Origin of the sequence: Streptomyces sp. AK02-01A, assembly GCF_033795305.1 — a bacterium.
In the GTDB taxonomy this organism is placed as follows: Bacteria; Actinomycetota; Actinomycetes; order Streptomycetales; family Streptomycetaceae; genus Streptomyces.
The window spans coordinates 19,217-39,457 of record NZ_JARBAE010000013.1; the positions used below are offsets into that span (position 1 = coordinate 19,217).

Below are 20,241 nucleotides of genomic sequence, written 5' to 3' on the forward strand. Positions count from 1 at the left end.
TGGTCATGACGCCAGCCCCTCGGCCAGCGGTCCCAACGCCAGCGCCGGGAAATAGGTCAGACCGGTCACGATCACGATCGTGCCGACGAGCAGCCCGGTGAAGAGCGGTTTCTGGGTACGGAGCGTGCCCGCCGTCTCCGGGACGGGTCTCTGTTCGGCGAGCGAGCCGGCCAGCGCGAGGACGAACACCATGGGCAGGAAGCGGCCGAGCAGCATGGCCAGGCCGATGGTGGTGTTGAACCACTGGGTGTCGGCGTTGAGTCCGGCGAAGGCCGAGCCGTTGTTGTTGGCGCCCGAGGTGTACGCGTACAGAATCTCGGAGAAGCCGTGGGCCCCGGAGTTGGTCATGGAGTTGCCCGGTGTGGGCAGTGCCATGGCCGCGGCGGTGAAGCAGAGCGCCAGCGCCGGCGTGATCAGGATGTAGATCGCGGCGAACTTGATCTCGCGGCTGCCGATCTTCTTGCCCAGATACTCGGGCGTGCGGCCGACCATCAGACCGGCGATGAACACCGCGATGATCGCCATGATCAGCATGCCGTAGAGGCCCGAGCCGACACCGCCGGGCGCGATCTCGCCGAGCTGCATGCCCAGCATCGTGATGCCGCCGCCGAAGCCGCTGAACGAGGAGTGGAAGGAGTTGACCGCGCCTGTCGAGGTGAGCGTGGTGGCCACGGCGAAGATCGACGAGCCGCCGACGCCGAAGCGGGTCTCCTTGCCCTCCATGGCGCCGCCGGCGATCTCGAACGCCGGCCCGTGGTGCGCGAACTCGGTCCACATCATCAGCGCGGTGAAGCCGATCCAGATCGCCGCCATCGTGGCGAGGATCGCGTAGCCCTGTCTGACGCTGCCGACCATCGTGCCGAAGGTGCGGGTCAGCGCGAAGGGAATGACCAGGATCAGGAAGATCTCGAAGAGGTTCGAGATTCCGTTGGGGTTCTCGAAGGGATGGGCGGAGTTGGCGTTGAAGTAACCGCCACCGTTGGTGCCCAGCTCCTTGATGGCCTCCTGGGAGGCGACGGCGCCGCCGTTCCACTGCTGCGAGCCGCCCATGAACTGGCCGACCTCGTGGATTCCGCTGAAGTTCTGGATGGCGCCGCAGGCGACCAGCACGATCGCGCCGATCACGGAGACCGGCAGCAGGATGCGGACGGTGCCGCGCACCAGGTCCGACCAGAAGTTGCCGAGCTCACCGGTGCGGGACCGGGCGAAGCCCCGTACGAGTGCGACCGCGACGGCCATGCCGACGGCGGCGGAGACGAAGTTCTGGACCGCGAGGCCGCCGGTCTGTACGACATGGCCCATGGCCTGTTCGCCGTAGTACGACTGCCAGTTGGTGTTGGCGACGAAGGACGCGGCGGTGTTGAACGCCTGGTCCGGGTCGATCGAGGAGAAACCGAGCGACCCGGGCAGGCTGCCCTGGACCCGTTGCAGCAGATACAGGAAGAGGACGCCCACCGCGGAGAAGGCGAGGACACCGCGCAGATAGGCGGGCCAGCGCATCTCGGTGGTGGGATCGGCGCCGATGGCCTTGTAGATCCACTTCTCGGCCCTGAGGTGCTTGGGCGAGCTGTAGACACCGGCCATGTAGTCGCCGAGCGGGCGGTACGCCAGACCGAGCGCCACGATCAGCGCGAGCATCTGGAGCACACCGGCGAGGACGGGGCTCATACTCAGAACCTCTCCGGGAAAACAAGGGCGAGGACGAGATAGCCCAGCAGGGCGACGGCTACGACGAGGCCGACGATGTTCTCGGCAGTCATAGCTTCGCCACCCCCTTGGCGATGAGGGCCACCAGCGCGAAGACCGCGATCGTGGTGACGACGAAGGCCACGTCGGCCATCGTGAGCTCCTAGATGAGTCCGGGAAATCTGACTCACTGAGGAAACCCTCTGATTCGGGACGCGAGCCGTTTGTTGACGGGTCCCTTACGGCTGGGGTCGCCGGCTTGACGCACTCCATATGGTCACGGCCGTGACCAGCGAAAACGCCGGTGGGCCGCACCCCATGAACGTCCATGAAGGGGTGCGGCCCACCGGCCACAGGTGTTTCGGGTCAGGCTGTTCAGCGCACCTCGGTGATCTCGGGACCGCGCTGGAGCTGTCCCATGCCACCGGAGAAGCGGGAGCCCTCCTGCTCGTCCTGCTGTACGCCCTCGGGCACCATCTGCGCGTCGTTCGGCAGCTTGAGGACGATCGGGTCGCGTGGCGCCATCGGTCCGTCACCGCGTACGACGACGGTGTCCCGGAAGATCTGCTCCAGCAGACCGGCGGCCTCGGGCTGCACCGCGCCCTGCCCGGAGATCACACCGCGCAGGAACCAGCGCGGCCCGTCGACGCCGATGAAGCGCACGAGCTGCACGCCTCCGGTGCCGTCCGGAAGCTGTACGGGCACCTGGGCCCGCAGCTCCCAGCCCAGCGGACCCTCGACCTCGTCGATGATGCCGCCCTGCTGGGTGATCCCGGAGGCGATCTCCTCGCGGACCTCGCCCCAGATGCCTTCCTTCTTGGGCGCCGCGAACGCCTGAAGCTGTACGGCGCTGTCGCGCACGACGACCGTGGCGGCGACGATCGCGTCACCGGCGACCTCGACGCGCAGCTCCATGCCGTCCACCCCGGGGACATAGATGCCGCCCAGGTCGACCCGGCCCTCGTCGGGCCTGGAGACCTCGGAGATGTCCCAGGGACCGTCGGGCCTGGGCGCCGGCGGGAGGTTGGCCCGGCGGGGCGTGGCCACCGCCTCGTTGTCATCGGCGTTCACGCCGTCGACGACCTGCTCGGTCTCGCCCGCTGCGTCCGCCGCGTCCTCTGCGGAACCACTCTTCTTGCGACGTCCGAACACGTCACTGTCCTTCCCGGTCGGATACGGCCGAAGCGTATCGATTCCCACCCTGTACGCCGCCCACGGCGGCATGACCGCCGGTGGACCCGAAGCCCCCCTCGGCCCGCGCGGAGCCGGGAAGCTCCGCCACCTCGTGGAAGCGCACCCTCTCGACCTGCTGGACGACCAGCTGGGCAATCCGGTCGAACCGCTCGAACCGCACGCTCTCGCGCGGGTCCAGATTGACCACGATCACTTTGATCTCTCCACGGTACCCGGCATCCACCGTCCCGGGGGCATTCACCAGAGCGACACCGCAGCGGGCGGCCAGTCCGGAGCGCGGGTGCACAAAGGCCGCGTACCCGTCGGGCAGCGCGATGGACACTCCCGTCGGCAGCACGGCCCGCTCTCCCGGGGCGAGTTCGGCGGCCTCCGTGGTGACCAGATCCGCTCCGGCGTCGCCCGGATGTCCGTACGACGGAAGCGGTACTTCCGGGTCCACGCGGCGGATCAGCACATCCACAGGAGAGCGGCTCATGGGTTCACCTCGAACGCGCGAACGCGTTTGACCTGGTCGGGATCGGCCATGGCCGCCCGGATCTCCTCCTGGCGGCCGTTGTCCGTGAAATGTTCGACCTTGACCTCGATGAAGAGGGCCTCGGCACGCACGGCGACGGGACCTCCGGGGCCGCCGAGCCGGCCGGTGGCCGTGCCGTAGATCTTCCGTCCATGGACGGCGGTGACCTCGGCCTCCAGATACAGGAGCGTGCCCACCGGTACCGGCAGTACGAACTCGGTTCCCAGCCGGCCGGTCACCGCGATCACCCGCAGCAGCCAGTTCAGCGAACCGAGCGTCTCGTCGAGCGCCGTCGCCAGTACGCCGCCGTGGGCGAGACCGGGAGCGCCCTGGTGGGCGGGTTTCACGGTGAACTCGGCGGTGATGCTCACGCCTTCACCGGCGCGCGCCTTCAGCGCCAGCCCGTGCGGCTGCGCCCCGCCGCAGCCGAAACAGTGTTCGTAGTGGGAGCCGAGCAGCTCACCGGGGGCCGGTGCGTCGGGATGCCGTACCGGCGGTACGGCATCGGCCGGCGGTGTCAGGGTCCCCGGCCCGGCGGAGGATCCGGGGGGCGTCCCCGGGGATGGCACATTACTCACAGGCGCAGACCTTACCCGCGCGGTCGTCCGCCGACCGCACCATGTCAAGCTTGGCTTCATGGAGCCCTCCGCCGCGCGCTACGACGAACGCCTCACCGCACCCCGTTCCTGGTGGGGCATCGCCGCCCTCATCGCGCTCGCGGGCGGTCTGATCCTGCTGCCCCTGGGGCCTGTACCGCTGCTCGGCGGGCTGATCGGCGCGGGTGCGCTGGCGGCGGCCGGAGTGAGTTCCTACGGGTCCGCGCGGATCCGGGTGGTGGCGGACTCGCTGGTCGCCGGTGACGCCCGGATCCCGGTCTCGGCCCTCGGGAAGGCCCACTCCCTCGACAGTGAGGAGGCGCGGGCCTGGCGGCTGTACAAGGCCGATCCCCGTGCGTTCATGCTGCTGCGCAGCTATGTGCCGACGGCGCTGCGCGTGGAGGTCACGGATCCGGACGATCCGACTCCGTACCTCTATCTGTCGACCCGGCACCCGGCTGCCCTCGCGGCGGCGCTGGAGGCGGTACGGGCGGGCTGAATCCGGCCGGAACATACGGGCCCGCTCGGTGCGGGCCTGCCTCGTACGAGCCTTGAGAAGAGGCCCTACGGGCTGTCTCCTCATCCCTGGTGGACCAGCGCGCGGCGTCGGATGCGGTGCGTCGCACGGCGCAGGGGCGCTCGCACACTGGACGTGGACAGCCCTTAGTCCCCGAGCTCCTTGGGCAGCTCGGGCGGCAGCTCCTTGGGCCGCTCCAGCGGCGGCAGTTCCGGCAGCGCGTCCCAGGGGATCTGCCCGCTCCGCAAATCCCTGCGGACGCGTTCGGCGACCTTCTTGGTGTCGCGCCGGTTCATCATCGCGCCGACGGCCGCGCCGATCATGAACGGCACCAGATTCGGCAGACTGCGGACGGTGCGCTTCATGATCTGCTGCCGCAGCTCGCGCTTCATCCGGACGCTCAGCGCGGCATTGACGGTCCCGGGCTTGCTGAGATCGACCCCGCGCTCCTCCGTCCAGGACATCAGATAGACGGTGCTGCGCTCCTTGAGACCGCCGGGCGGCCGCTGTCCGTAGACCTCGTACAGCTCGGCGATGAGCTTCATCTCGATCGCGGCGACGGCCGTGATCTCGGCCGCCAGCTCGGTCGGCATCGCGGGCGGTACGGGCATCATCGCGACCGCGCCGATGCCCGCGCCGACCGTGGAGCTGCTGTTCGCGGCGCCCGCGACCAGCTTGTCGGCCAGCTCCTCCGGGCCGAGACCCGGAAACTGCTTGCGCAGGGTCGCGAGGTCCCGGACCGGAACCCGAGGCGCGTTCTCAATGATCCGGTCGGCGATGTGGACCAGCGCCGCCTTGGCGCTTTCGCCGCCCTTGCGAACACCGCGTTTCACGGCGTCCAGGCGCCGGCCCCCGGTCGCGGGACCGTCGTGGTCGTCCTGAGCCGCTTCGAGCGAGGCCGTCAGGCCCCGCTCGTCGTCACGCGCGTCGGGATGGGGCAGGAGAGCGGACTGCTCGGCAGGCGGCTGAGTGCCATCTGCCGGGCCTGTGCCGCCCTGATACGCCTCCGGCGAAGCCTTGCGCCGGAAGCGCCGTTTCCGAGACGGTGAGTCGCCTGCCACGGCCGACCTGACCTCAGTCGCAGTCGCGGCAGATGGGCTGGCCGTTCTTCTCCCTGGCCAACTGGCTGCGGTGATGTACCAGGAAGCAGCTCATGCAGGTGAACTCGTCAGCCTGCCTGGGCAGCACCCGGACGGACAGCTCCTCGTTGGAGAGATCCGCGCCGGGCAGCTCAAGGCCTTCCGCCTGCTCGAACTCGTCGACGTCCACCGCGGACGTCGACTTGTCGTTCCGCCGGGCCTTCAGCTCTTCAAGGCTGTCCTGATCGACGTCGTCATCGGTCTTGCGTGGGGTGTCGTAATCCGTTGCCATGTCGCTCTCCCCCTCTGGGTGTCTGTGGTGTCTTCAGCGCACGTAACGCGTGAGAGGCCGGACTTGTGCCCGACCTGAGGCGGAGATTTTGCCTCACATCAAGGTCTGTTACTCAATCGACACCCAACCGCACTCCTGACGAGTGATCGGCTTCAGGTGGCGAAGGGGACCGTACACGGTCCTGAGGTCGCACTCCACGGGCGCCACCCCGTGTACTTCCCGTGATCCGGGCCCCCGGAAACCCGGACTTTACCGGCTTTCCGAGGAGGTCCCGATGACGGAGAGTAGATAGGCGGGAATTCGACCCTGTGATCGATCACACATGGTCCCGCCTGGATTGGGGCCTGAGAATTCCGCGCAAAGCGAACAAAGCAATCTCGTCGCCGAACGCTGCGCGCAGCATCTCAGATCGGAAGAGTGACACGCATCACGAGACCACCGCCCTCTCGCGGCTCCGCGAAGATACGGCCGCCGTGAGCGCGGGCCACGGAACGGGCAATCGACAGGCCAAGGCCCACTCCCTTGTCACTGCCGGTGCGCTCCGTACGCAGCCGACGGAACGGCTCGAAAAGATTGTCGATCTCGTACGCGGGAACGACCGGACCGGTGTTCGACACCATCAGGACCGCCTGGCCCTGCTGGATCTCGGTGGTGACCACCACCCAGCCTCCGCGCGGAATGTTGTACCGGACGGCGTTCTGCACCAGATTCAGGGCGATCCGCTCCAGCAGGACACCATTTCCCTGCACGACGACGGGCGCCCGCTCGCCGCGGATCTCCACGCCCTTCGCCTCCGCCTCGCCGAGGGCCTGGTCCACCGCGCGGGTGGCGACCTCGGCGAGATCGACCGGTTTTCGCTCCACGAGCTGGTTGTCGCTGCGCGCGAGCAGCAGCAGGCCCTCCACAAGCTGCTCACTGCGCTCATTGGTGGCCAGCAGGGTCTTGCCGAGCTGCTGGAGCTCCATCGGCGCACCCGGATCGGAGAGATGGACCTCCAGCAGGGTGCGGTTGATGGCGAGCGGTGTACGGAGCTCGTGCGAGGCGTTGGCGACAAAGCGCTGCTGCGCCGTGAAGGCCCGCTCCAGCCGCTCCAGCATCTCGTCGAAGGTGTCGGCCAGCTCCTTGAGCTCGTCGTCCGGGCCGTCGAGCTCGATCCGGCGCGACAGGTCGGAGCCGACCACGCGCCGCGCGGTGCGGGTGATCCGGCCCAGCGGCGACAGGACCCGGCCGGCCATCGCGTAGCCGAAGGCGAACGCGATGATGCTGAGGCCCACCAGGGCGAACAGCGAGCGGGTGAGCAGATCGTCGAGCGCCTGCTTCCGCTGGTGGTTGACGCAACTGTTCATCGCGGCGTTGAACTGCTCGGGCGGCGCCTTGGCCGGGAAGTTGCAGACATCGCTGCTCACATTGCCCGTCACGATCTTGAAAGGCAGTTCGCTGCCCACATGCAGGGCCTGTGCGGCCAGCAGATAGATGATCGAGAGCAGCAGGATGCCGGCGATCAGAAACATCCCGCCGTACAGCAGCGTCAGACGTATCCGGATCGTCGGCCGCACCCATGGCAGGGCCTGATCCGGCCGCCGCGGGTCCCAGGTCGGTTTCGGAGGCGCGGCGGGAGGCGCCGGCGGGGTCGTCGCCACGGACATCAGATCCGGTAACCGGAGCCGGGCACCGTGACGATCACAGGTGGCTCTCCCAGCTTGCGGCGCAGTGTCATGACGGTCACCCGGACGACATTGGTGAAGGGATCGGTGTTCTCGTCCCATGCCTTCTCCAGCAACTGCTCCGCCGAGACGACCGCTCCTTCGCTGCGCATCAGGACCTCCAGCACCGCGAACTCCTTGGGCGCGAGCTGGATGTCCTTGCCGTCGCGGACGACCTCGCGGCGGTTGGGGTCGAGCTTGATCCCCGAGCGCTCCAGGACGGGCGGCAGCGGCACGCTCGTACGGCGGCCCAGCGCCCGTACCCGGGCGGTGAGCTCGCTGAACGCGAAGGGCTTCGGGAGATAGTCGTCGGCGCCCAGCTCAAGGCCCTCGACCCGGTCGCTGACATCGCCCGAGGCCGTGAGCATGAGAACCCTGGTGGGCATTCCCAGTTCGACGATCTTGCGGCACACGTCGTCGCCGTGGACCAGCGGGAGATCGCGGTCCAGCACCACCACGTCGTAGTCATTGACTCCGACACGCTCCAGGGCGGCGGCGCCGTCGTACACGACGTCGACGGCCATGGCCTCCCGGCGTAGTCCGGTGGCCACCGCATCGGCGAGCAGTTGCTCGTCCTCGACGACGAGTACGCGCACGTCGCTGTTCCTTCCTCTGAGCCCCGTCATCCGTGATCAGGGCAGGTGGTAGCACTGGCTGTGCGGCTACATCCTGCCCGTTACGCCCATAAACCGGCGGTAAGACGATGCGGACGACCCCGCACGACCGGGAATGGAATGGATTCTTTGTCGGGTTGAGGTTTCTCGATGACGGAGCCTGGGGAAGACGACTGCACACCCGAGATCACGCCCTGTTTGTGGCATGCCACACCCTTATCTGTCATCCAGAGACAGTGGGTGCGTGATCCATCCGCCGTCGGCACACTCCCGTGCCACTGACCAAGACGTCGGCACACCCCCGTGCCACTGACCCACGACGAGGGGGCGCAATGGACGCGTTCACCGCCGGGCTGCTGCAGCGTATAAAGGCCACGGAAACTGATCTCACCCGAGCCCGCGAAATGGGCGACGACTTCCTCGCGGACGTCGAACAGGAAGAGCTGGACGATCTTCGCCGGCTCGCCGCCGAACACGGTGTGGAGGTAGGCGCCGCAAGCGTCTGACCCACGCCACAGATGTACGTTCCTGGACAGCCCTACCACTTACAGAGCCACACAGAGCCGTACAGAACCAACGAGCAGGGCCCCGGTGCCGAGGGGACGGCGCCGGGGCCCTTCCCTGTGCCCGCCGCCGGCCGGTCGGCGGGCACAGCGGGCCGGCTCAGTCGTGCCAGGCGCCGTACTCCTCCAGCAGCGCCAGCAGCGGCTCGAAGACACCGGGCGTCGCGGCCACCGTGAGATCCCAGCCGGGCGGCGTGCCGGGACGGCCGCTCGTGAGCGCGCCGGCCTCGCGCGCGATGAGATCTCCGGCGGCGAGGTCCCAGGGGTGCAGTCCGCGCTCGTAGTAGCCGTCCAGCCGGCCGGCCGCGACGTCGCACAGGTCGATGGCCGCCGAGCCGCCGCGCCGGATGTCGCGCAGCAGCGGGACGAGCCGGGCGGCGATCTCCGCCTGGTGGGTGCGGACGGCGGTGACGTAGTTGAAGCCCGTCGACACCAGAGCGCGCTCCAGCGGCGGCGCGGGACGGCAGCGGACCGGCCGGTCGTTGACGAAGGCGCCGCCGCCCAGCACGGCCCGGAAGGTCTCCCGGCGCATCGGGATCTCGACGACCCCGACGAGCCTCTCGCCGTCCCGCTCGGCGGCGATGGAGACGGACCAGGTCGGCAGCCCGTAGAGATAGTTCACGGTGCCGTCCAGCGGGTCGATGACCCAGCGGATGCCACTGCCGCCGGGCGAGCTGGCGCCCTCCTCACCGAGGAAGCCGTCGTCGGGACGGTGCTCCGCGAGATAGCCGGTGATCAGCTTCTCGGCGGCGATGTCCATCTCGGTGACGACATCGACGGGACTGGACTTCGTGGCGGCGACGGCGAGATCGTCGGGACGGCCGTCGCGCAGCAGCGCGCCGGCCCGGCGCGCCGCCTCCAGGGCGAGTGCGAGCAGTTCGTCGGTCAGTGCGGCATCGGGCCGGGCGTCGGTCACTGCTTGGCTCCTTCAGGCGTACGGGCTGTCGGCGCCCGCCGCGGCGGGCCTGGGGGCACGGGCCGGGCAGCACCCGACCGGGCAGAGATCATGGCTCGGGCCGAGCGCCCCCAGGGCGCAGCGTTCCACCGCGCGCCCCCGCTCGGTCGCGGCGCGCTCCAGGACGAGATCGCGTACGGCGGCGGCGAAGCGCGGGTCCGCTCCCACCGTCGCCGAGCGGCGGACGGGCAGGCCGAGTTCCGCGGCCTTGGCGGTGGCCTCCGTGTCGAGGTCGTACAGGACTTCCATATGGTCCGAGACAAAGCCGATGGGAGCCATCACGACGGCCGGGACGCCTTCGCCGTGCAGCGTCTCCAGGTGGTCGCAGATGTCCGGTTCCAGCCACGGGATGTGCGGAGCGCCGCTGCGTGACTGATAGACGAGGCGCCACGGGTGTGCGACGCCGGTCTCCTCGCGCACCGCCTCCGCGATCAGCCGGGCGACATCGAGATGCTGCGCGACATAGGCACCGCCCTCGCCGTGCTCCTCGGCGGGCCCTGAGGTGTCGGCCGCCGCGTCGGGGATGGAGTGGGTGGTGAAGGCGAGATGCGCTCCGGCGCGTACGTCCTCGGGCAGGTCCGCGAGCGAGGCGAGCACGCTCTCGATCATCGGCCGCAGGAAACCCGGATGGTTGAAGTAGTGCCGCAGCTTGTCCACCCGCGGCGGTTCGAGGCCCTCCGCGGTCAGCGTGGCGAGCGCGTCGGCGAGGTTCTCGCGGTACTGGCGGCAGCCCGAGTACGAGGCGTACGCGCTGGTGGCGAGGACGGCGATCCGGCGCCGGCCGTCGGCGGTCATCTCGCGCAGGGTGTCGGTCAGATAGGGCGCCCAGTTGCGGTTGCCCCAGTAGACCGGCAGGTTCACGCCGTGCTCGGCGAAGTCCTCGCGCAGCGCGTCCAGCAGGGCGCGGTTCTGTTCATTGATCGGGCTCACTCCCCCGAAGAGGAAGTAGTGCTTGCCCACTTCCTTCAGCCGCTCCTTGGGGATACCGCGGCCCCGGGTCACGTTCTCCAGGAACGGAACCACGTCGTCCGGGCCTTCTGGGCCGCCGAAGGACAGCAGGAGCAGGGCGTCGTAGGGAGAAGTCGCAAGCTGTTCGGACATGTTTCGATCCTGCCATCCGCCCCGGTCCGCGGGAAAACCGCGGCGCGGACGGCGCACGGACGGCCGTAAGCTGTACCGGCCTGATTCATCACTTACCGGAGCGTCCGTTGCCCAGTTCCTACCGTGCGATATTCGCCCCTCCCGGCACCAGGGAATTCAGTGCGGCCGGATTGATCGGCAGGCTGCCGCTGGCCATGACCAGCATCGGTGTCGTGACGATGATTTCGCAGCTCACAGGACGTTATGGGCTGGCAGGAGCGCTCTCCGCGACGATGGCGATGTCGGCCGCGGCGCTGGGCCCGCAGATCTCCCGGCTCGTCGACCGGCACGGCCAGCGCCGGGTGCTGCGTCCGACGACATTGATCTCCGTGGTGAGCATCGCCGGGCTGCTGCTCTGCGCCCAGCAGAGCGCCCCCGACTGGACGCTGTTCGTCTTCGCCGTGGGCTCGGGCTGTATGCCGAGTGTGGGCGCGATGGTGCGGTCCCGCTGGGCGGCGATCTACCGCGGCCGACCGCGTGAACTGCACACCGCGTACTCGTGGGAGTCGATCGTCGACGAGGTGTGTTTCATCTTCGGCCCGATCATCTCCATCGGGCTCTCGACTGCCTGGTTCCCGGAGGCGGGCCCGCTGCTCGCGGCGGCGTTCCTGGTCGTCGGAGTCCTCTGGCTGACCGCGCAGCGCGCCACCGAGCCCGTACCGGGGCCACGTGAGCACCACACCGGAGGTTCGGCGCTCGGCTCTCCTGGTCTGCGGGTGCTGGTGGCGACCTTTGTGGCGACCGGGACGATCTTCGGCGCGGTCGATGTGGTGACGGTCGCCTTCGCCGAGGAGCAGGGCCACAAGGCGGCGGCGAGCCTGGTGCTGGCGGTCTACGCGCTGGGATCCTGCACCGCCGGCGTGGTGTTCGGGCTGCTGCACCTCAAGGGGTCGGCCCCGCGGAGGTGGCTGGTGGGTGTCTGCGCGATGGCCGTGAGTATGATCCCCCTCCAACTGGCCGGGAATTTGCCGTTTCTGGCCGTGGCGCTCTTTGTCGCGGGCCTCTCCGTCGCACCGACGATGGTGACCACGATGGCCCTCGTCGAAGCGCACGTACCGCGCACCAAGCTGACCGAGGGCATGACCTGGACCAGTACCGGGCTCGCGGTCGGAGTGGCGCTCGGCTCATCGGCCGCCGGCTGGGTGGTCGACGCCGCCGGTGCCGAGGCGGGGTACGGGGTGCCCGTCGTGGCGGGCGCGGCCGCGGCCGTGGTGGCGTTCCTGGGGTATCGCCGGCTGCGCGAGCCGGTGCCGATTCTGGGAGGGCGCGGGGCGGATGACCAGGACCCACACACGCACGGCGGCAAGGAGCGCGTGGCGTAACTGGGCGGGGAACGTCACCGCCCGGCCGGCCCGGGTGGTGTCCCCGGCCTCCGCCGAGGAACTCACCGAGGCGTTACGCGAGGCGGCGCGGGACGGCCTGCGGGTCAAGGCGGCCGGCACGGGACACTCCTTCAACGCCACCGCCGCCACCGACGGTGTGCTGATACGGCCCGATCTGCTGACCGGCATCCGGGAGATCGACCGGGCCGCCGGCACGGTCACGGTGGAGGCGGGCACTCCGCTCAGGCGGCTGAACACGGCGCTGGCCAGGGAGGGACTGTCGCTCACGAACATGGGCGACATCATGGAGCAGACCGTCGCCGGCGCGACCTCCACCGGAACCCATGGCACCGGCCGCGACTCGGCCTCCATAGCCGCTCAGATCCGGGCCCTGGAGATCGTCACGGCGGACGGCACACTGCTGCGCTGCTCCGCCGAGGAGAACCCGGACGTCTTCGCCGTCGCCCGGATCGGGCTGGGCGCGCTGGGTGTGGTCTCCGCCCTCACCTTCGCCGTGGAACCGGTCTTCCTGCTGACGGCCCGCGAAGAGCCAATGACCTTCGACAGGGTCACGGCGGAATTCGATCAGCACGTCGCCGAGAACGAACACTTCGAGTTCTACTGGTTTCCGCACACCGGCAACTGCAACACCAAGCGCAACAACCGCAGTTCGGGGCCCGCGGCGCCGCCCGGCCGGGTCGGCGGCTGGGTGGACGACGAATTCCTCTCCAACGGCGCCTTCCAGGTGGCCTGTTCACTCGGCCGAGCCGTGCCCGCCGTCATCCCGGCCATCGCCAGGATCTCCAGCCGCGCCCTGTCCGCCCGTACGTACACGGACCTCCCGTACAAGGTCTTCACGTCTCCGCGCCGGGTGCGATTCGTGGAGATGGAGTACGCGCTGCCCCGGGAGGCCGCGGTCGGAGCGCTGCGCGAGGTCAAGGCGATGATCGAGCGCTCACCCCTGAAGGTGAGTTTTCCGGTGGAGATACGGACGGCTCCCTCGGACGACATCGCGCTCTCGACGGCTTCGGGACGCGAGAGCACATACATCGCGGTCCATCTCTACCGGGGCACGCCGTACCGCTCGTACTTCACCGCGGTTGAACGGATCATGACCGCGCACGGCGGACGGCCGCACTGGGGCAAGATCCACACGCGGGACGCGGAGTATCTCTCCGAGGTGTATCCGCGCTTCGGCGAGTTCACGGCCTTGCGCGACCGGCTGGACCCGGGCCGGCTGTTCGGCAACGACTATCTGCGACGAGTCCTCGGAGACTGACCGCCGGTGGCCGTCTCAACGATCCGTCTCCGTCTGCCGGTCCGCCGTCCCGGGACCGGTGTGCCGGCCCGTCACGCCGCCGTCGGCGCCACCGGCCCCGGCGGTGTCTCCGGGAGAACCGGAGGGAGTCGGTGTCGGACTGGGCGTCTGCGAGGCGGGGGTGTCGCCGGGACGCGAGGGAGTGGGTGTCGGAGAGTGCGGTGTGGCGCTTTCGTCATCCTGTTCCGGTCCGGTGCTCGGACCGTCGCCGGCCGATCCGCCAGGAGTGACGCCGTCGTCCGGGGTCCGGCCGCCCGGCGTCGGGCCCGGGTCCGGCGAGTCGGCGGGAGCCTGCGGAGGTACGGACCGGTCGCCGCCGCGTACGACAGAACCCACGGTCGTTCCCTTGCCTCCGCTCAGGTCCTGACCGGAGATCAGTTCGTATCCGGTGATCCCGATCATCGCCACCACGAAGACGGCGACGGCGCCGAGCGCGGGACGCTTCCAGCCCCGTATCCGGCTGCCGTGCGTGGTGGCCTCGCCGAACCGCCCGTCCCGGCCCGCTGGCCCGGACAACGCCCAGGTCACGTCACCCGGGTCGCCCGGATCATTCCGGCCGTCTCGCACCGGCCCGCGCCGGCCGCCCGGCTTCGTCTGGACCGTGACCACTCGTATCTGCTCGCCGGTACGCCGGAAGAGCTGCTGGAAGACCGAACCGCCGGCGGTGGCGACCACGCTGACCACGCCCGCGCCGATGACCGTGCCGTACACGCCGAGCTGGGAGGCGAGCACCGCCGCGGCGACCGCCGCGAGCGCGCTGCCCGCGACCTGCGGCACGGTCAGATCGAGCCGCCGTTCCCGCTGCCGCACCTCGCCGTCCCGCTGTTCCGTGCCGCCCAGCTTCTGATCCATCTCCGCCCTCTGCTCGCCCAGCCGTTCTACCCCGCACCAGTGAGGGACAACTGAGCGAGGCGAATAGTTCCGTTTTTGTAGGTTCTGTGAAACATGACACCCGTCGCGGGCCTCCCGGCGCCTCAACTCCCGCGCCCTGGGAGAACTTGGGCGGCGCGCCGGTCCACCCGCATGGCCCGAATGGAGTACTGTGGCGAGCCCTGGGGCCGGACTCCCTCATGGGCGTCCGGGACCTGCGGGAAGGGGGCCGAAGGTGGCACTCGATCCGGCGGCGCCGTGGCTCCGCACGGGCGCCTGCTGCACAGAGTGACCGGGTATGTCACTCTGCGTCGCAAATAGGTAACCGTGCCATAACGGCGGTCCAGGGCTCACGCCCGACACGCCGGGCAGCACGGCAAGGTTGTGGCAGGCTGCACCCGGGCAGGCCACACTCGACTAGCGGAAGCAGCGACGCACGTGACGTCGGCAGGCACCACCCGGGAGGTTCCCATGCCCGAACTGCGTGTCGTGGCCGTCTCAAACGACGGCACACGACTGGTGCTCAAGGCTGCCGACAGCACGGAATACACGCTTCCGATCGATGAGCGCCTGCGCGCCGCCGTGCGCAATGACCGTGCCCGCCTCGGTCAGATCGAGATCGAGGTGGAGAGCCACCTCAGACCGCGTGACATCCAGGCGCGGATACGGGCCGGTGCCTCCGCGGAGGAGGTCGCCCAGTTCGCCGGTATCCCCGTCGACCGGGTCCGCCGGTTCGAGGGACCGGTGCTCGCCGAGCGCGCCTTCATGGCCGAGCGCGCCAGAAAGACCGCCGTGCGCCGCCCCGGAGAGAACACGGGACCCCAGCTCGGCGAGGCGGTGCAGGAACGGCTGACGCTGCGCGGTGCCGAGAAGGACACCGTGCAGTGGGACTCGTGGCGCCGTGACGACGGCACCTGGGAGGTCCTGCTCGTCTACCGGGTCGCGGGCGAACCGCACTCGGCGAGCTGGACGTACGACCCGCCGCGGCGGCTCGTCCAGGCCGTCGACGACGAGGCGCGCGCGCTCATCGGTGACACCGATGACACGGTCACGCAGGAGCCGAGCTTTCCGTTCGTCCCGCGTATCGCGCGGCTGCCGCGCGACCGGCCGCTGGACCGCTCCCTCGACCGCGCGCTGGAACGGCCCGCGCTGCCCGAGTCCGACGAGAACAGCGAGCGCGACTCCCTGACCAGCCTGCTGGAGGCGGTGCCCAGCTTCCGCGGCGACATGGTGGTGCCCGAACGGCCCGCGCCGCCGGAGCCGCCGGACCTGGATCCGGGACACGATCCGGAGGCGGAGGAGCCGGTGGCGCCCGCCGCGTCGGCCGGTGCGGGATCGGCGTACGCGGATGTGCTGATGCCGCGTTCGGTGACCGGGCACCGGGACCGGCTCACGGGTACGACGGACCGCCAGGCCGAGGCGGACGGTGTACGTCCGGGCCGCCGGGCGGCGGTCCCGAGCTGGGACGAGATCGTGTTCGGTACGCGCCGCAAGAAGCAGGAGTAACCCGTCCCGCCCACGACCGGAGCGGGACGCGGACGTTGGTGACGCGCACAGCGAGGGCCCGTACGCCATGGGCGGATTCTCGGGGTCCTCGCAACACCTGATGGCCTACGCGGTCGTCAGTAGATCACGCAGGCGCTCGGCTGGGGTTTTCCAGCCGAGCGTTTTGCGTGGTCGGCCGTTGAGTTGCTGGGCGACGTGTTCGAGGTCTGCGGCGCTGTGCACGGACAGATCGGTGCTCTTGGGGAAGTACTGTCGCAGCAGGCCGTTGGTGTTTTCGTTCGATCCGCGTTGCCAGGGGGAGTGCGGGTCGCAGAAGTAGACCGGTACTCCCGTGGCCACGGTGAACTGTTTGTGCGCGGCCATCTCGCAGCCCTGGTCCCAGGTCAGCGAGCCGCGCAGGTGTGCGGGCAGGGTCTGGATCAAGGGCACCAGCACGTCACGGACCTCCTCGGCGGTGTGCCCGCCCGGCAGGTGCCCCAGCAGGACGTAGCGAGTGGAACGCTCGACCAGCGTCACGATCGCGCTCGCGCTGCGGGGGCCGACGATCAGGTCGCCTTCCCAGTGGCCGGGCACCGCCCGGTCCTCGACCTCGGCAGGACGCTCGGAGATCATCACCATCTCGTCGACGAACCGGCGGGTGCGCTGGTCCGGGCTGCGGTGGGGCTTGCGGCGGGTACGCCCGCTGCGCAGTGCGACCGCGATCTCGCGGCGCAGTCCACCTCTGGCCTGGACATAGATCGCCTGGTAGATCGTCTCCGGACTCACCCGCATGCTCTCGTTGTCGGGGTACTCGATGACCAAAGCGTGACAGATCTGCTCCGGCGACCATCGCTCCCGCAGCCTGTCCGCCACAAACTCACGCAGCGGGCCGTCCTGGGCGAGCTTGGACTCCTTGGGCCGTGGACGGCTCTTCGCCCACGTCCGCTGGGCCCGGTGCGGCAGGTAGACGCCTTCGACGGAGTGGGCATCGATCTCGCGCTTGACGGTGGATGCCGGCCGGCCCAGTGCCCGTCCGATGGCCCGCAGCGCCTGACCGCAACGACGCAGGTCGGCGATCGTCTCCCGCTCGGCCACCGTCAGGAACCGAGAGTGCAGCTCAGCATCGACTGCCGCGAGGGACGGCTCTGCCGCAGCAGTAACGATGGTGGTCACACTGGTCTTGTAGTCGATCCGGCGCCCATCGGCGTGCAGGCGCGCGCCGTTGCTCTTGCGGATGCCGCGGTCCCAGTCCCGGGCGGTACGTTCGTGGACCCCGGCCCGCGCCGCGGCCTCCCGCCGCCGCATCCCGGCCGCTCGAAGACGGTCGTACTCCTCCCGGCCCGGATGCGCGGCCGCGCCGGACTTCCCACGGCCACGCACACCGGCCTTCCGCGCCCACCCGTACGCCGTGGCCCGATTCACCCCGACCGCCCGAGCAGCCCCCGAGATGCTCCCGTCCTCCCGGTCCAGCACCTCGAAGAACCGCGCCCTCAACTCCTCAAAAATCACGATCCCCGCAACTCCCTGAACTACAGGGTGTTGCGGGGATCGCTAGAACCCGCCCATGCGCGTACGGGCCCTCGTGTCCGGGGCTACCGCGGGTCGGGTCCCGTGGCCACCGGGCGGTCACCGGCCGCGGACCACTCGGACCAGGAACCCGCGTACAGAGCGGCCTGGAATCCGGCGATCTCCAGGGCGAGAAGCTCATGGGCCGCGGAGACTCCCGAGCCGCAGTAGACACCGATCTCCTTGGCGTCCGCCGCTCCGAGCCCGGCGAAGCGAGAGGCCAGCCGTTCGGCCGACAGGAAACGGCCGTCCTCGTCCACGTTCTCCGTCGTGGGAGCCGACACCGCGCCCGGGATATGACCGGCGACCCGGTCGATCGGCTCCACATCACCCCGATAGCGCTCGGCCGCCCGGGCGTCCAGCAGCAGACCGTCGCGGGCCAGGGCCGCCGCGGCGTCCGCGTCCAGCAGCGGAAGCGAACCGGCGACGGGGCTGAAATCGCCCGCTTCCGGAGCCGGGATCTCGGTGGACAGCGGACCGGTCCAGCCCGCGAGGCCGCCGTCCAGGACCCGGACATCACGATGGCCCGTCCAGCGCAGGAGCCACCAGGCACGGGCCGCCGCCCAGCCCTGACCACCGTCGTACACCACCACGGGCGAGTCCGCCGAGACCCCGGCGCGCCGCATCACCGCGCCGAAGGCCGCCACGTCGGGCAGTGGATGCCGGCCGCCTTCGCCCGGCGGACCGGCGAGTTCTGTGTCGAGGTCGACATACACGGCGTCCGGCAGATGCCCGGCCTCGTATTCCGGGCGGCCGGGCGGCCCGCCCAGCGCGTAGCGGACATCGAGCAGTACGGGCGGACGCGTCCCGGCCGACTCGCCGACGAGTTGGGCCGCGTTGATGATGGCTGTCATGGAATCCATCCTCGCGCACGGTCCGTCCCGGCCCCAACCACTGAGAAAAAGGCGGTAAACACCGAATCGAGATCCCGCCAAAAGCGGCGCGGCCCGGAGCGCCGCATGCCGGTGGGTGCGAGCATCGGCTGGGGTGCGGCGACCGCTTCGGCTCGGGGCCCGTGCCCGGCCTCCGCACACCACCACGACGGTCCGAGGAGAGTGACGATGACCGAGGCAGCGACCCGGCGCACACCCGGCACGCCATGCTGGGTGAGTCTGATGGTGCACGGCCTTGCCGCGACTCAGGATTTCTACGAAGCGCTGTTCGGCTGGGAGTTCAGACCCGGACCACAGCAGCTCGGACCGTACGTCCGCGGGCTGCTCGACGGCAAGGAGATCGCGGGGATCGGCCAACTGCCGCCCGACCGCCATCTGCCGATCGCCTGGACGACGTATCTGGCGACGGACGACGCCGACAAGACCGCCGAGACGATCAGGAGCCACGGCGGCACGGTCGGTGTGGGGCCGCTGGACGCGGCCGAGGCCGGCCGGATGGCCATAGCCTCGGACCCGGCGGGCGCGGTCTTCGGCATCTGGCAGGCCGCGGCGCACACCGGGACGGCGGTGGCCGGGGCGCATGGCACCCCGGTCTGGAATGAGCTGGTCACCCGCGAGACGTCCGTGGTCGGCAAGTTCTACGAGGCACTCTTCGGCTACGAGGTCGACGCGGTCGTCTCGGCCGACTTCGACTTTCTGACACTTCTTCTGGAGGGACGGCCGGTCGCCTCACTGCACGGGGTGGGTCGGGCGCTGGCCCGTGACCGGGGCGCGCACTGGATGACCCATTTCGAGGTCGACGACACCGATGCCACCGCGCGCCTGGTCACTGAGCTCGGCGGGCATGTGCTCCAGCCGCCGCGGAAGAGCGTGAACGGACGGATCGCGACGGTCGCGGACCCGGAGGGCGCGATCTTCACGATCGTACGGTCGTCCGGCGTCTAAGGGCCCTCCCGTGCGCGGGACGCGCCTCGGGCGGACAGTACGTCCGGGCAGAGCGCGGCAGCGGCGGTGGCACCGGTCATCCAGCGCCGGTGGTGGCGTCGGCACAGCACCTCGTCACCGGCCCCGTCACCCGGCCGGCGGACTGCGTGGGCCCGCGAAGGTCGACCGGCCAGGATCGAGGAGAAAGCCGTGTTGCCCAGCGTTCTAGCGGTCTTTGCGCACCCTGACGATGAGGCGATCGTGTCCGGCGGCGTCCTTGCCCAGCACGCCGACGCGGGTGCCCGCACTGCCGTCGTCACCGCCACTTGGGCACCCGACAGCCCGCGCGCTCCCGAACTCACCGACTCCGTGGCGGCCCTGGGAATCCGCGAGCCGCCGCGCATGCTCGGCTACGCCGACCACCGCGTGGCCGAATCCGCGCCCGGACGACCGCGATGGTGCGAGGTGCCCCTCGACGAAGCCGTCGGCCGCCTCGTCGCTCACATCAGGGAGGTCCGGCCCGAGATTGTCATCACCCACGACGCCTACGGCCAACTGACGGGACACCGCGATCACCGCCACACCCACCAGATGACCATGCTCGCTGTGACCGCCGCCGGGCTCAAGCAACTCCACCTCGAAGCAGGTGAACCGTGGCAGCCTCGCGCCGTCTATCTGGCGACCCATCCTCACTCGGGCGTCGGCGATCTCGGCGACCTCCTGAGCCGGGTCGGCAAGTCGGCGTTGAGCGTGCCGGACGACCACGTCACCGCGACGGTGGACGTCCGGCCGTGGCTCGATCAGAAGTGGCGCGCGATCCTGGCGCACCGCAGCCAGGTGGAGCGGGAACGGCCGCTGCCCGGAATCCTGTCCCGCCTCCCGGAGGAGACCCGGAACCGAATCCTCGGCACCGAGTACTACACCCGTATCAGTTTCGTCCCTTCTCCGGGCGGGTTGAGGCAACTGACGACCTGATCCTGCGCATCAGCGAGGCCGCATCGCTCTGCCGC

At 69.8% G+C, this 20,241-nt stretch carries 21 protein-coding genes and 1 pseudogene; 7 read left to right on the forward strand and 15 right to left on the reverse strand.

The window, feature by feature from the left end; genetic code table 11:
- Window positions 1–3: 3 nt before the first annotated feature.
- From kdpA to PV679_RS14950, 5 genes are all read right to left on the reverse strand, one after another.
- Window positions 4–1,668: a potassium-transporting ATPase subunit KdpA gene (gene kdpA / locus PV679_RS14930; protein ID WP_319680704.1), complete on the reverse strand. Its 1,665-nt coding sequence runs from the start codon at window positions 1,666–1,668 to the stop codon at window positions 4–6.
- 2 nt (window positions 1,669–1,670) lie between these two features.
- Window positions 1,671–1,760 (reverse strand): K(+)-transporting ATPase subunit F, encoded by a 90-nt coding sequence (gene kdpF / locus PV679_RS14935; protein WP_033264828.1) that lies wholly within the window; start codon window positions 1,758–1,760, stop codon window positions 1,671–1,673.
- 301 nt (window positions 1,761–2,061) lie between these two features.
- Entirely contained in the window at window positions 2,062–2,838 is a 777-nt protein-coding gene (locus tag PV679_RS14940) for a DUF3710 domain-containing protein (RefSeq protein ID WP_319680705.1), read from the reverse strand.
- Window position 2,839: 1 nt separating this feature from the next.
- Window positions 2,840–3,355 (reverse strand): dUTP diphosphatase, encoded by a 516-nt coding sequence (dut, locus tag PV679_RS14945; RefSeq protein WP_319680706.1) that lies wholly within the window; start codon window positions 3,353–3,355, stop codon window positions 2,840–2,842.
- Window positions 3,352–3,972, reverse strand: coding sequence for a PaaI family thioesterase (locus PV679_RS14950; RefSeq protein ID WP_416069724.1), 621 nt, complete (start codon window positions 3,970–3,972; stop codon window positions 3,352–3,354). Before PV679_RS14950 ends, dut begins: the two co-directional genes overlap by 4 nt.
- A 58-nt stretch (window positions 3,973–4,030) precedes the next feature.
- Here PV679_RS14950 and PV679_RS14955 point away from each other — a divergent pair, with 58 nt between their 5' ends.
- Entirely contained in the window at window positions 4,031–4,489 is a 459-nt protein-coding gene (locus PV679_RS14955; protein ID WP_319680707.1) for a DUF3093 domain-containing protein, read from the forward strand.
- Window positions 4,490–4,653: 164 nt separating this feature from the next.
- On the opposite strand, the gene PV679_RS14960 is transcribed toward PV679_RS14955, so the two are convergent.
- From PV679_RS14960 to PV679_RS14975, 4 genes are all read right to left on the reverse strand, one after another.
- Window positions 4,654–5,568, reverse strand: coding sequence for a hypothetical protein (locus PV679_RS14960; protein WP_319680708.1), 915 nt, complete (start codon window positions 5,566–5,568; stop codon window positions 4,654–4,656).
- A 13-nt stretch (window positions 5,569–5,581) separates the two neighbouring features.
- Window positions 5,582–5,878: a DUF4193 domain-containing protein gene (locus tag PV679_RS14965; protein WP_030350183.1), complete on the reverse strand. Its 297-nt coding sequence runs from the start codon at window positions 5,876–5,878 to the stop codon at window positions 5,582–5,584.
- 404 nt (window positions 5,879–6,282) lie between these two features.
- Window positions 6,283–7,524, reverse strand: coding sequence for a sensor histidine kinase (locus PV679_RS14970; protein WP_416069725.1), 1,242 nt, complete (start codon window positions 7,522–7,524; stop codon window positions 6,283–6,285).
- Window positions 7,524–8,177, reverse strand: a complete 654-nt coding sequence (locus PV679_RS14975) for a response regulator transcription factor (RefSeq protein ID WP_319680710.1) — start codon at window positions 8,175–8,177, stop codon at window positions 7,524–7,526. The genes PV679_RS14970 and PV679_RS14975 overlap by 1 nt, the downstream gene beginning before the upstream one ends.
- Window positions 8,178–8,527: 350 nt before the next feature.
- Here PV679_RS14975 and PV679_RS14980 point away from each other — a divergent pair, with 350 nt between their 5' ends.
- Window positions 8,528–8,701, forward strand: a complete 174-nt coding sequence (locus tag PV679_RS14980; protein ID WP_319680711.1) for a hypothetical protein — start codon at window positions 8,528–8,530, stop codon at window positions 8,699–8,701.
- A gap of 157 nt (window positions 8,702–8,858) precedes the next feature.
- On the opposite strand, the gene PV679_RS14985 is transcribed toward PV679_RS14980, so the two are convergent.
- Both PV679_RS14985 and PV679_RS14990 read right to left on the reverse strand, forming a co-directional pair.
- Window positions 8,859–9,674, reverse strand: a complete 816-nt coding sequence (locus tag PV679_RS14985) for an inositol monophosphatase family protein (RefSeq protein ID WP_319680712.1) — start codon at window positions 9,672–9,674, stop codon at window positions 8,859–8,861.
- A 12-nt stretch (window positions 9,675–9,686) separates the two neighbouring features.
- Window positions 9,687–10,814, reverse strand: coding sequence for a ferrochelatase (locus tag PV679_RS14990; protein WP_319680713.1), 1,128 nt, complete (start codon window positions 10,812–10,814; stop codon window positions 9,687–9,689).
- Window positions 10,815–10,921: 107 nt separating this feature from the next.
- On the opposite strand from PV679_RS14990, the gene PV679_RS14995 reads away from it, so the two are divergent.
- Together PV679_RS14995 and PV679_RS15000 are read left to right on the forward strand one after the other, a co-directional pair.
- Window positions 10,922–12,175: an MFS transporter gene (locus PV679_RS14995; RefSeq protein WP_319680714.1), complete on the forward strand. Its 1,254-nt coding sequence runs from the start codon at window positions 10,922–10,924 to the stop codon at window positions 12,173–12,175.
- Window positions 12,129–13,454 carry a D-arabinono-1,4-lactone oxidase gene (locus PV679_RS15000; RefSeq protein ID WP_319680715.1) on the forward strand — a complete coding sequence of 442 codons (1,326 nt, stop codon included), beginning with the start codon at window positions 12,129–12,131 and terminating at the stop codon, window positions 13,452–13,454. Before PV679_RS14995 ends, PV679_RS15000 begins: the two co-directional genes overlap by 47 nt.
- A 15-nt stretch (window positions 13,455–13,469) precedes the next feature.
- On the opposite strand, the gene PV679_RS15005 is transcribed toward PV679_RS15000, so the two are convergent.
- The gene (locus tag PV679_RS15005) at window positions 13,470–14,345 is read right to left on the reverse strand and encodes a hypothetical protein (RefSeq protein ID WP_319680716.1); all 876 of its coding nucleotides are present in this window, start codon (window positions 14,343–14,345) and stop codon (window positions 13,470–13,472) included.
- Between the two features lie 489 nt (window positions 14,346–14,834).
- Between PV679_RS15005 and sepH the strand changes: the two genes are divergently transcribed.
- Window positions 14,835–15,869, forward strand: a complete 1,035-nt coding sequence (gene sepH, locus PV679_RS15010) for a septation protein SepH (RefSeq protein WP_319680717.1) — start codon at window positions 14,835–14,837, stop codon at window positions 15,867–15,869.
- A 105-nt stretch (window positions 15,870–15,974) separates the two neighbouring features.
- On the opposite strand, the gene PV679_RS15015 is transcribed toward sepH, so the two are convergent.
- Entirely contained in the window at window positions 15,975–17,153 is a 1,179-nt protein-coding gene (locus PV679_RS15015) for an IS30 family transposase (RefSeq protein ID WP_319680815.1), read from the reverse strand.
- 287 nt (window positions 17,154–17,440) lie between these two features.
- The gene (locus PV679_RS15020; RefSeq protein WP_319680718.1) at window positions 17,441–18,268 is read right to left on the reverse strand and encodes a sulfurtransferase; all 828 of its coding nucleotides are present in this window, start codon (window positions 18,266–18,268) and stop codon (window positions 17,441–17,443) included.
- Window positions 18,269–18,475: 207 nt separating this feature from the next.
- On the opposite strand from PV679_RS15020, the gene PV679_RS15025 reads away from it, so the two are divergent.
- A complete protein-coding gene (locus tag PV679_RS15025) occupies window positions 18,476–19,252 on the forward strand; it encodes a VOC family protein (RefSeq protein ID WP_319680719.1) in 777 nt (258 codons plus the stop codon).
- Here the strand turns inward: PV679_RS15025 and PV679_RS15030 are convergent.
- Window positions 19,249–19,374 (reverse strand): annotated as a pseudogene (locus tag PV679_RS15030) (thymidine kinase); the annotation flags it as partial. The gene PV679_RS15025 and the pseudogene PV679_RS15030 sit on opposite strands and share 4 nt — an antisense overlap.
- A 67-nt stretch (window positions 19,375–19,441) precedes the next feature.
- On the opposite strand from PV679_RS15030, the gene PV679_RS15035 reads away from it, so the two are divergent.
- Window positions 19,442–20,206 carry a PIG-L deacetylase family protein gene (locus tag PV679_RS15035; protein ID WP_416069726.1) on the forward strand — a complete coding sequence of 255 codons (765 nt, stop codon included), beginning with the start codon at window positions 19,442–19,444 and terminating at the stop codon, window positions 20,204–20,206.
- Window positions 20,207–20,241: the final 35 nt, after the last annotated feature.

Coding starts and splice junctions, on each gene's coding strand:
- kdpA (WP_319680704.1), bottom strand. CDS start 1,668: ATGAGCCCCGTCCTCGCCGGTGTGCTCCAGATGCTCGCGCTGATCGTG.
- kdpF (WP_033264828.1), bottom strand. CDS start 1,760: ATGACTGCCGAGAACATCGTCGGCCTCGTCGTAGCCGTCGCCCTGCTG.
- dut (WP_319680706.1), bottom strand. CDS start 3,355: ATGAGCCGCTCTCCTGTGGATGTGCTGATCCGCCGCGTGGACCCGGAA.
- PV679_RS14955 (WP_319680707.1), top strand. CDS start 4,031: ATGGAGCCCTCCGCCGCGCGCTACGACGAACGCCTCACCGCACCCCGT.
- PV679_RS14965 (WP_030350183.1), bottom strand. CDS start 5,878: ATGGCAACGGATTACGACACCCCACGCAAGACCGATGACGACGTCGAT.
- PV679_RS14970 (WP_416069725.1), bottom strand. CDS start 7,524: ATGTCCGTGGCGACGACCCCGCCGGCGCCTCCCGCCGCGCCTCCGAAA.
- PV679_RS14980 (WP_319680711.1), top strand. CDS start 8,528: ATGGACGCGTTCACCGCCGGGCTGCTGCAGCGTATAAAGGCCACGGAA.
- PV679_RS14990 (WP_319680713.1), bottom strand. CDS start 10,814: ATGTCCGAACAGCTTGCGACTTCTCCCTACGACGCCCTGCTCCTGCTG.
- PV679_RS15000 (WP_319680715.1), top strand. CDS start 12,129: ATGACCAGGACCCACACACGCACGGCGGCAAGGAGCGCGTGGCGTAAC.
- PV679_RS15005 (WP_319680716.1), bottom strand. CDS start 14,345: ATGGATCAGAAGCTGGGCGGCACGGAACAGCGGGACGGCGAGGTGCGG.
- sepH (WP_319680717.1), top strand. CDS start 14,835: ATGCCCGAACTGCGTGTCGTGGCCGTCTCAAACGACGGCACACGACTG.
- PV679_RS15015 (WP_319680815.1), bottom strand. CDS start 17,153: ATGCGGCGGCGGGAGGCCGCGGCGCGGGCCGGGGTCCACGAACGTACC.
- PV679_RS15020 (WP_319680718.1), bottom strand. CDS start 18,268: ATGACAGCCATCATCAACGCGGCCCAACTCGTCGGCGAGTCGGCCGGG.
- PV679_RS15025 (WP_319680719.1), top strand. CDS start 18,476: ATGACCGAGGCAGCGACCCGGCGCACACCCGGCACGCCATGCTGGGTG.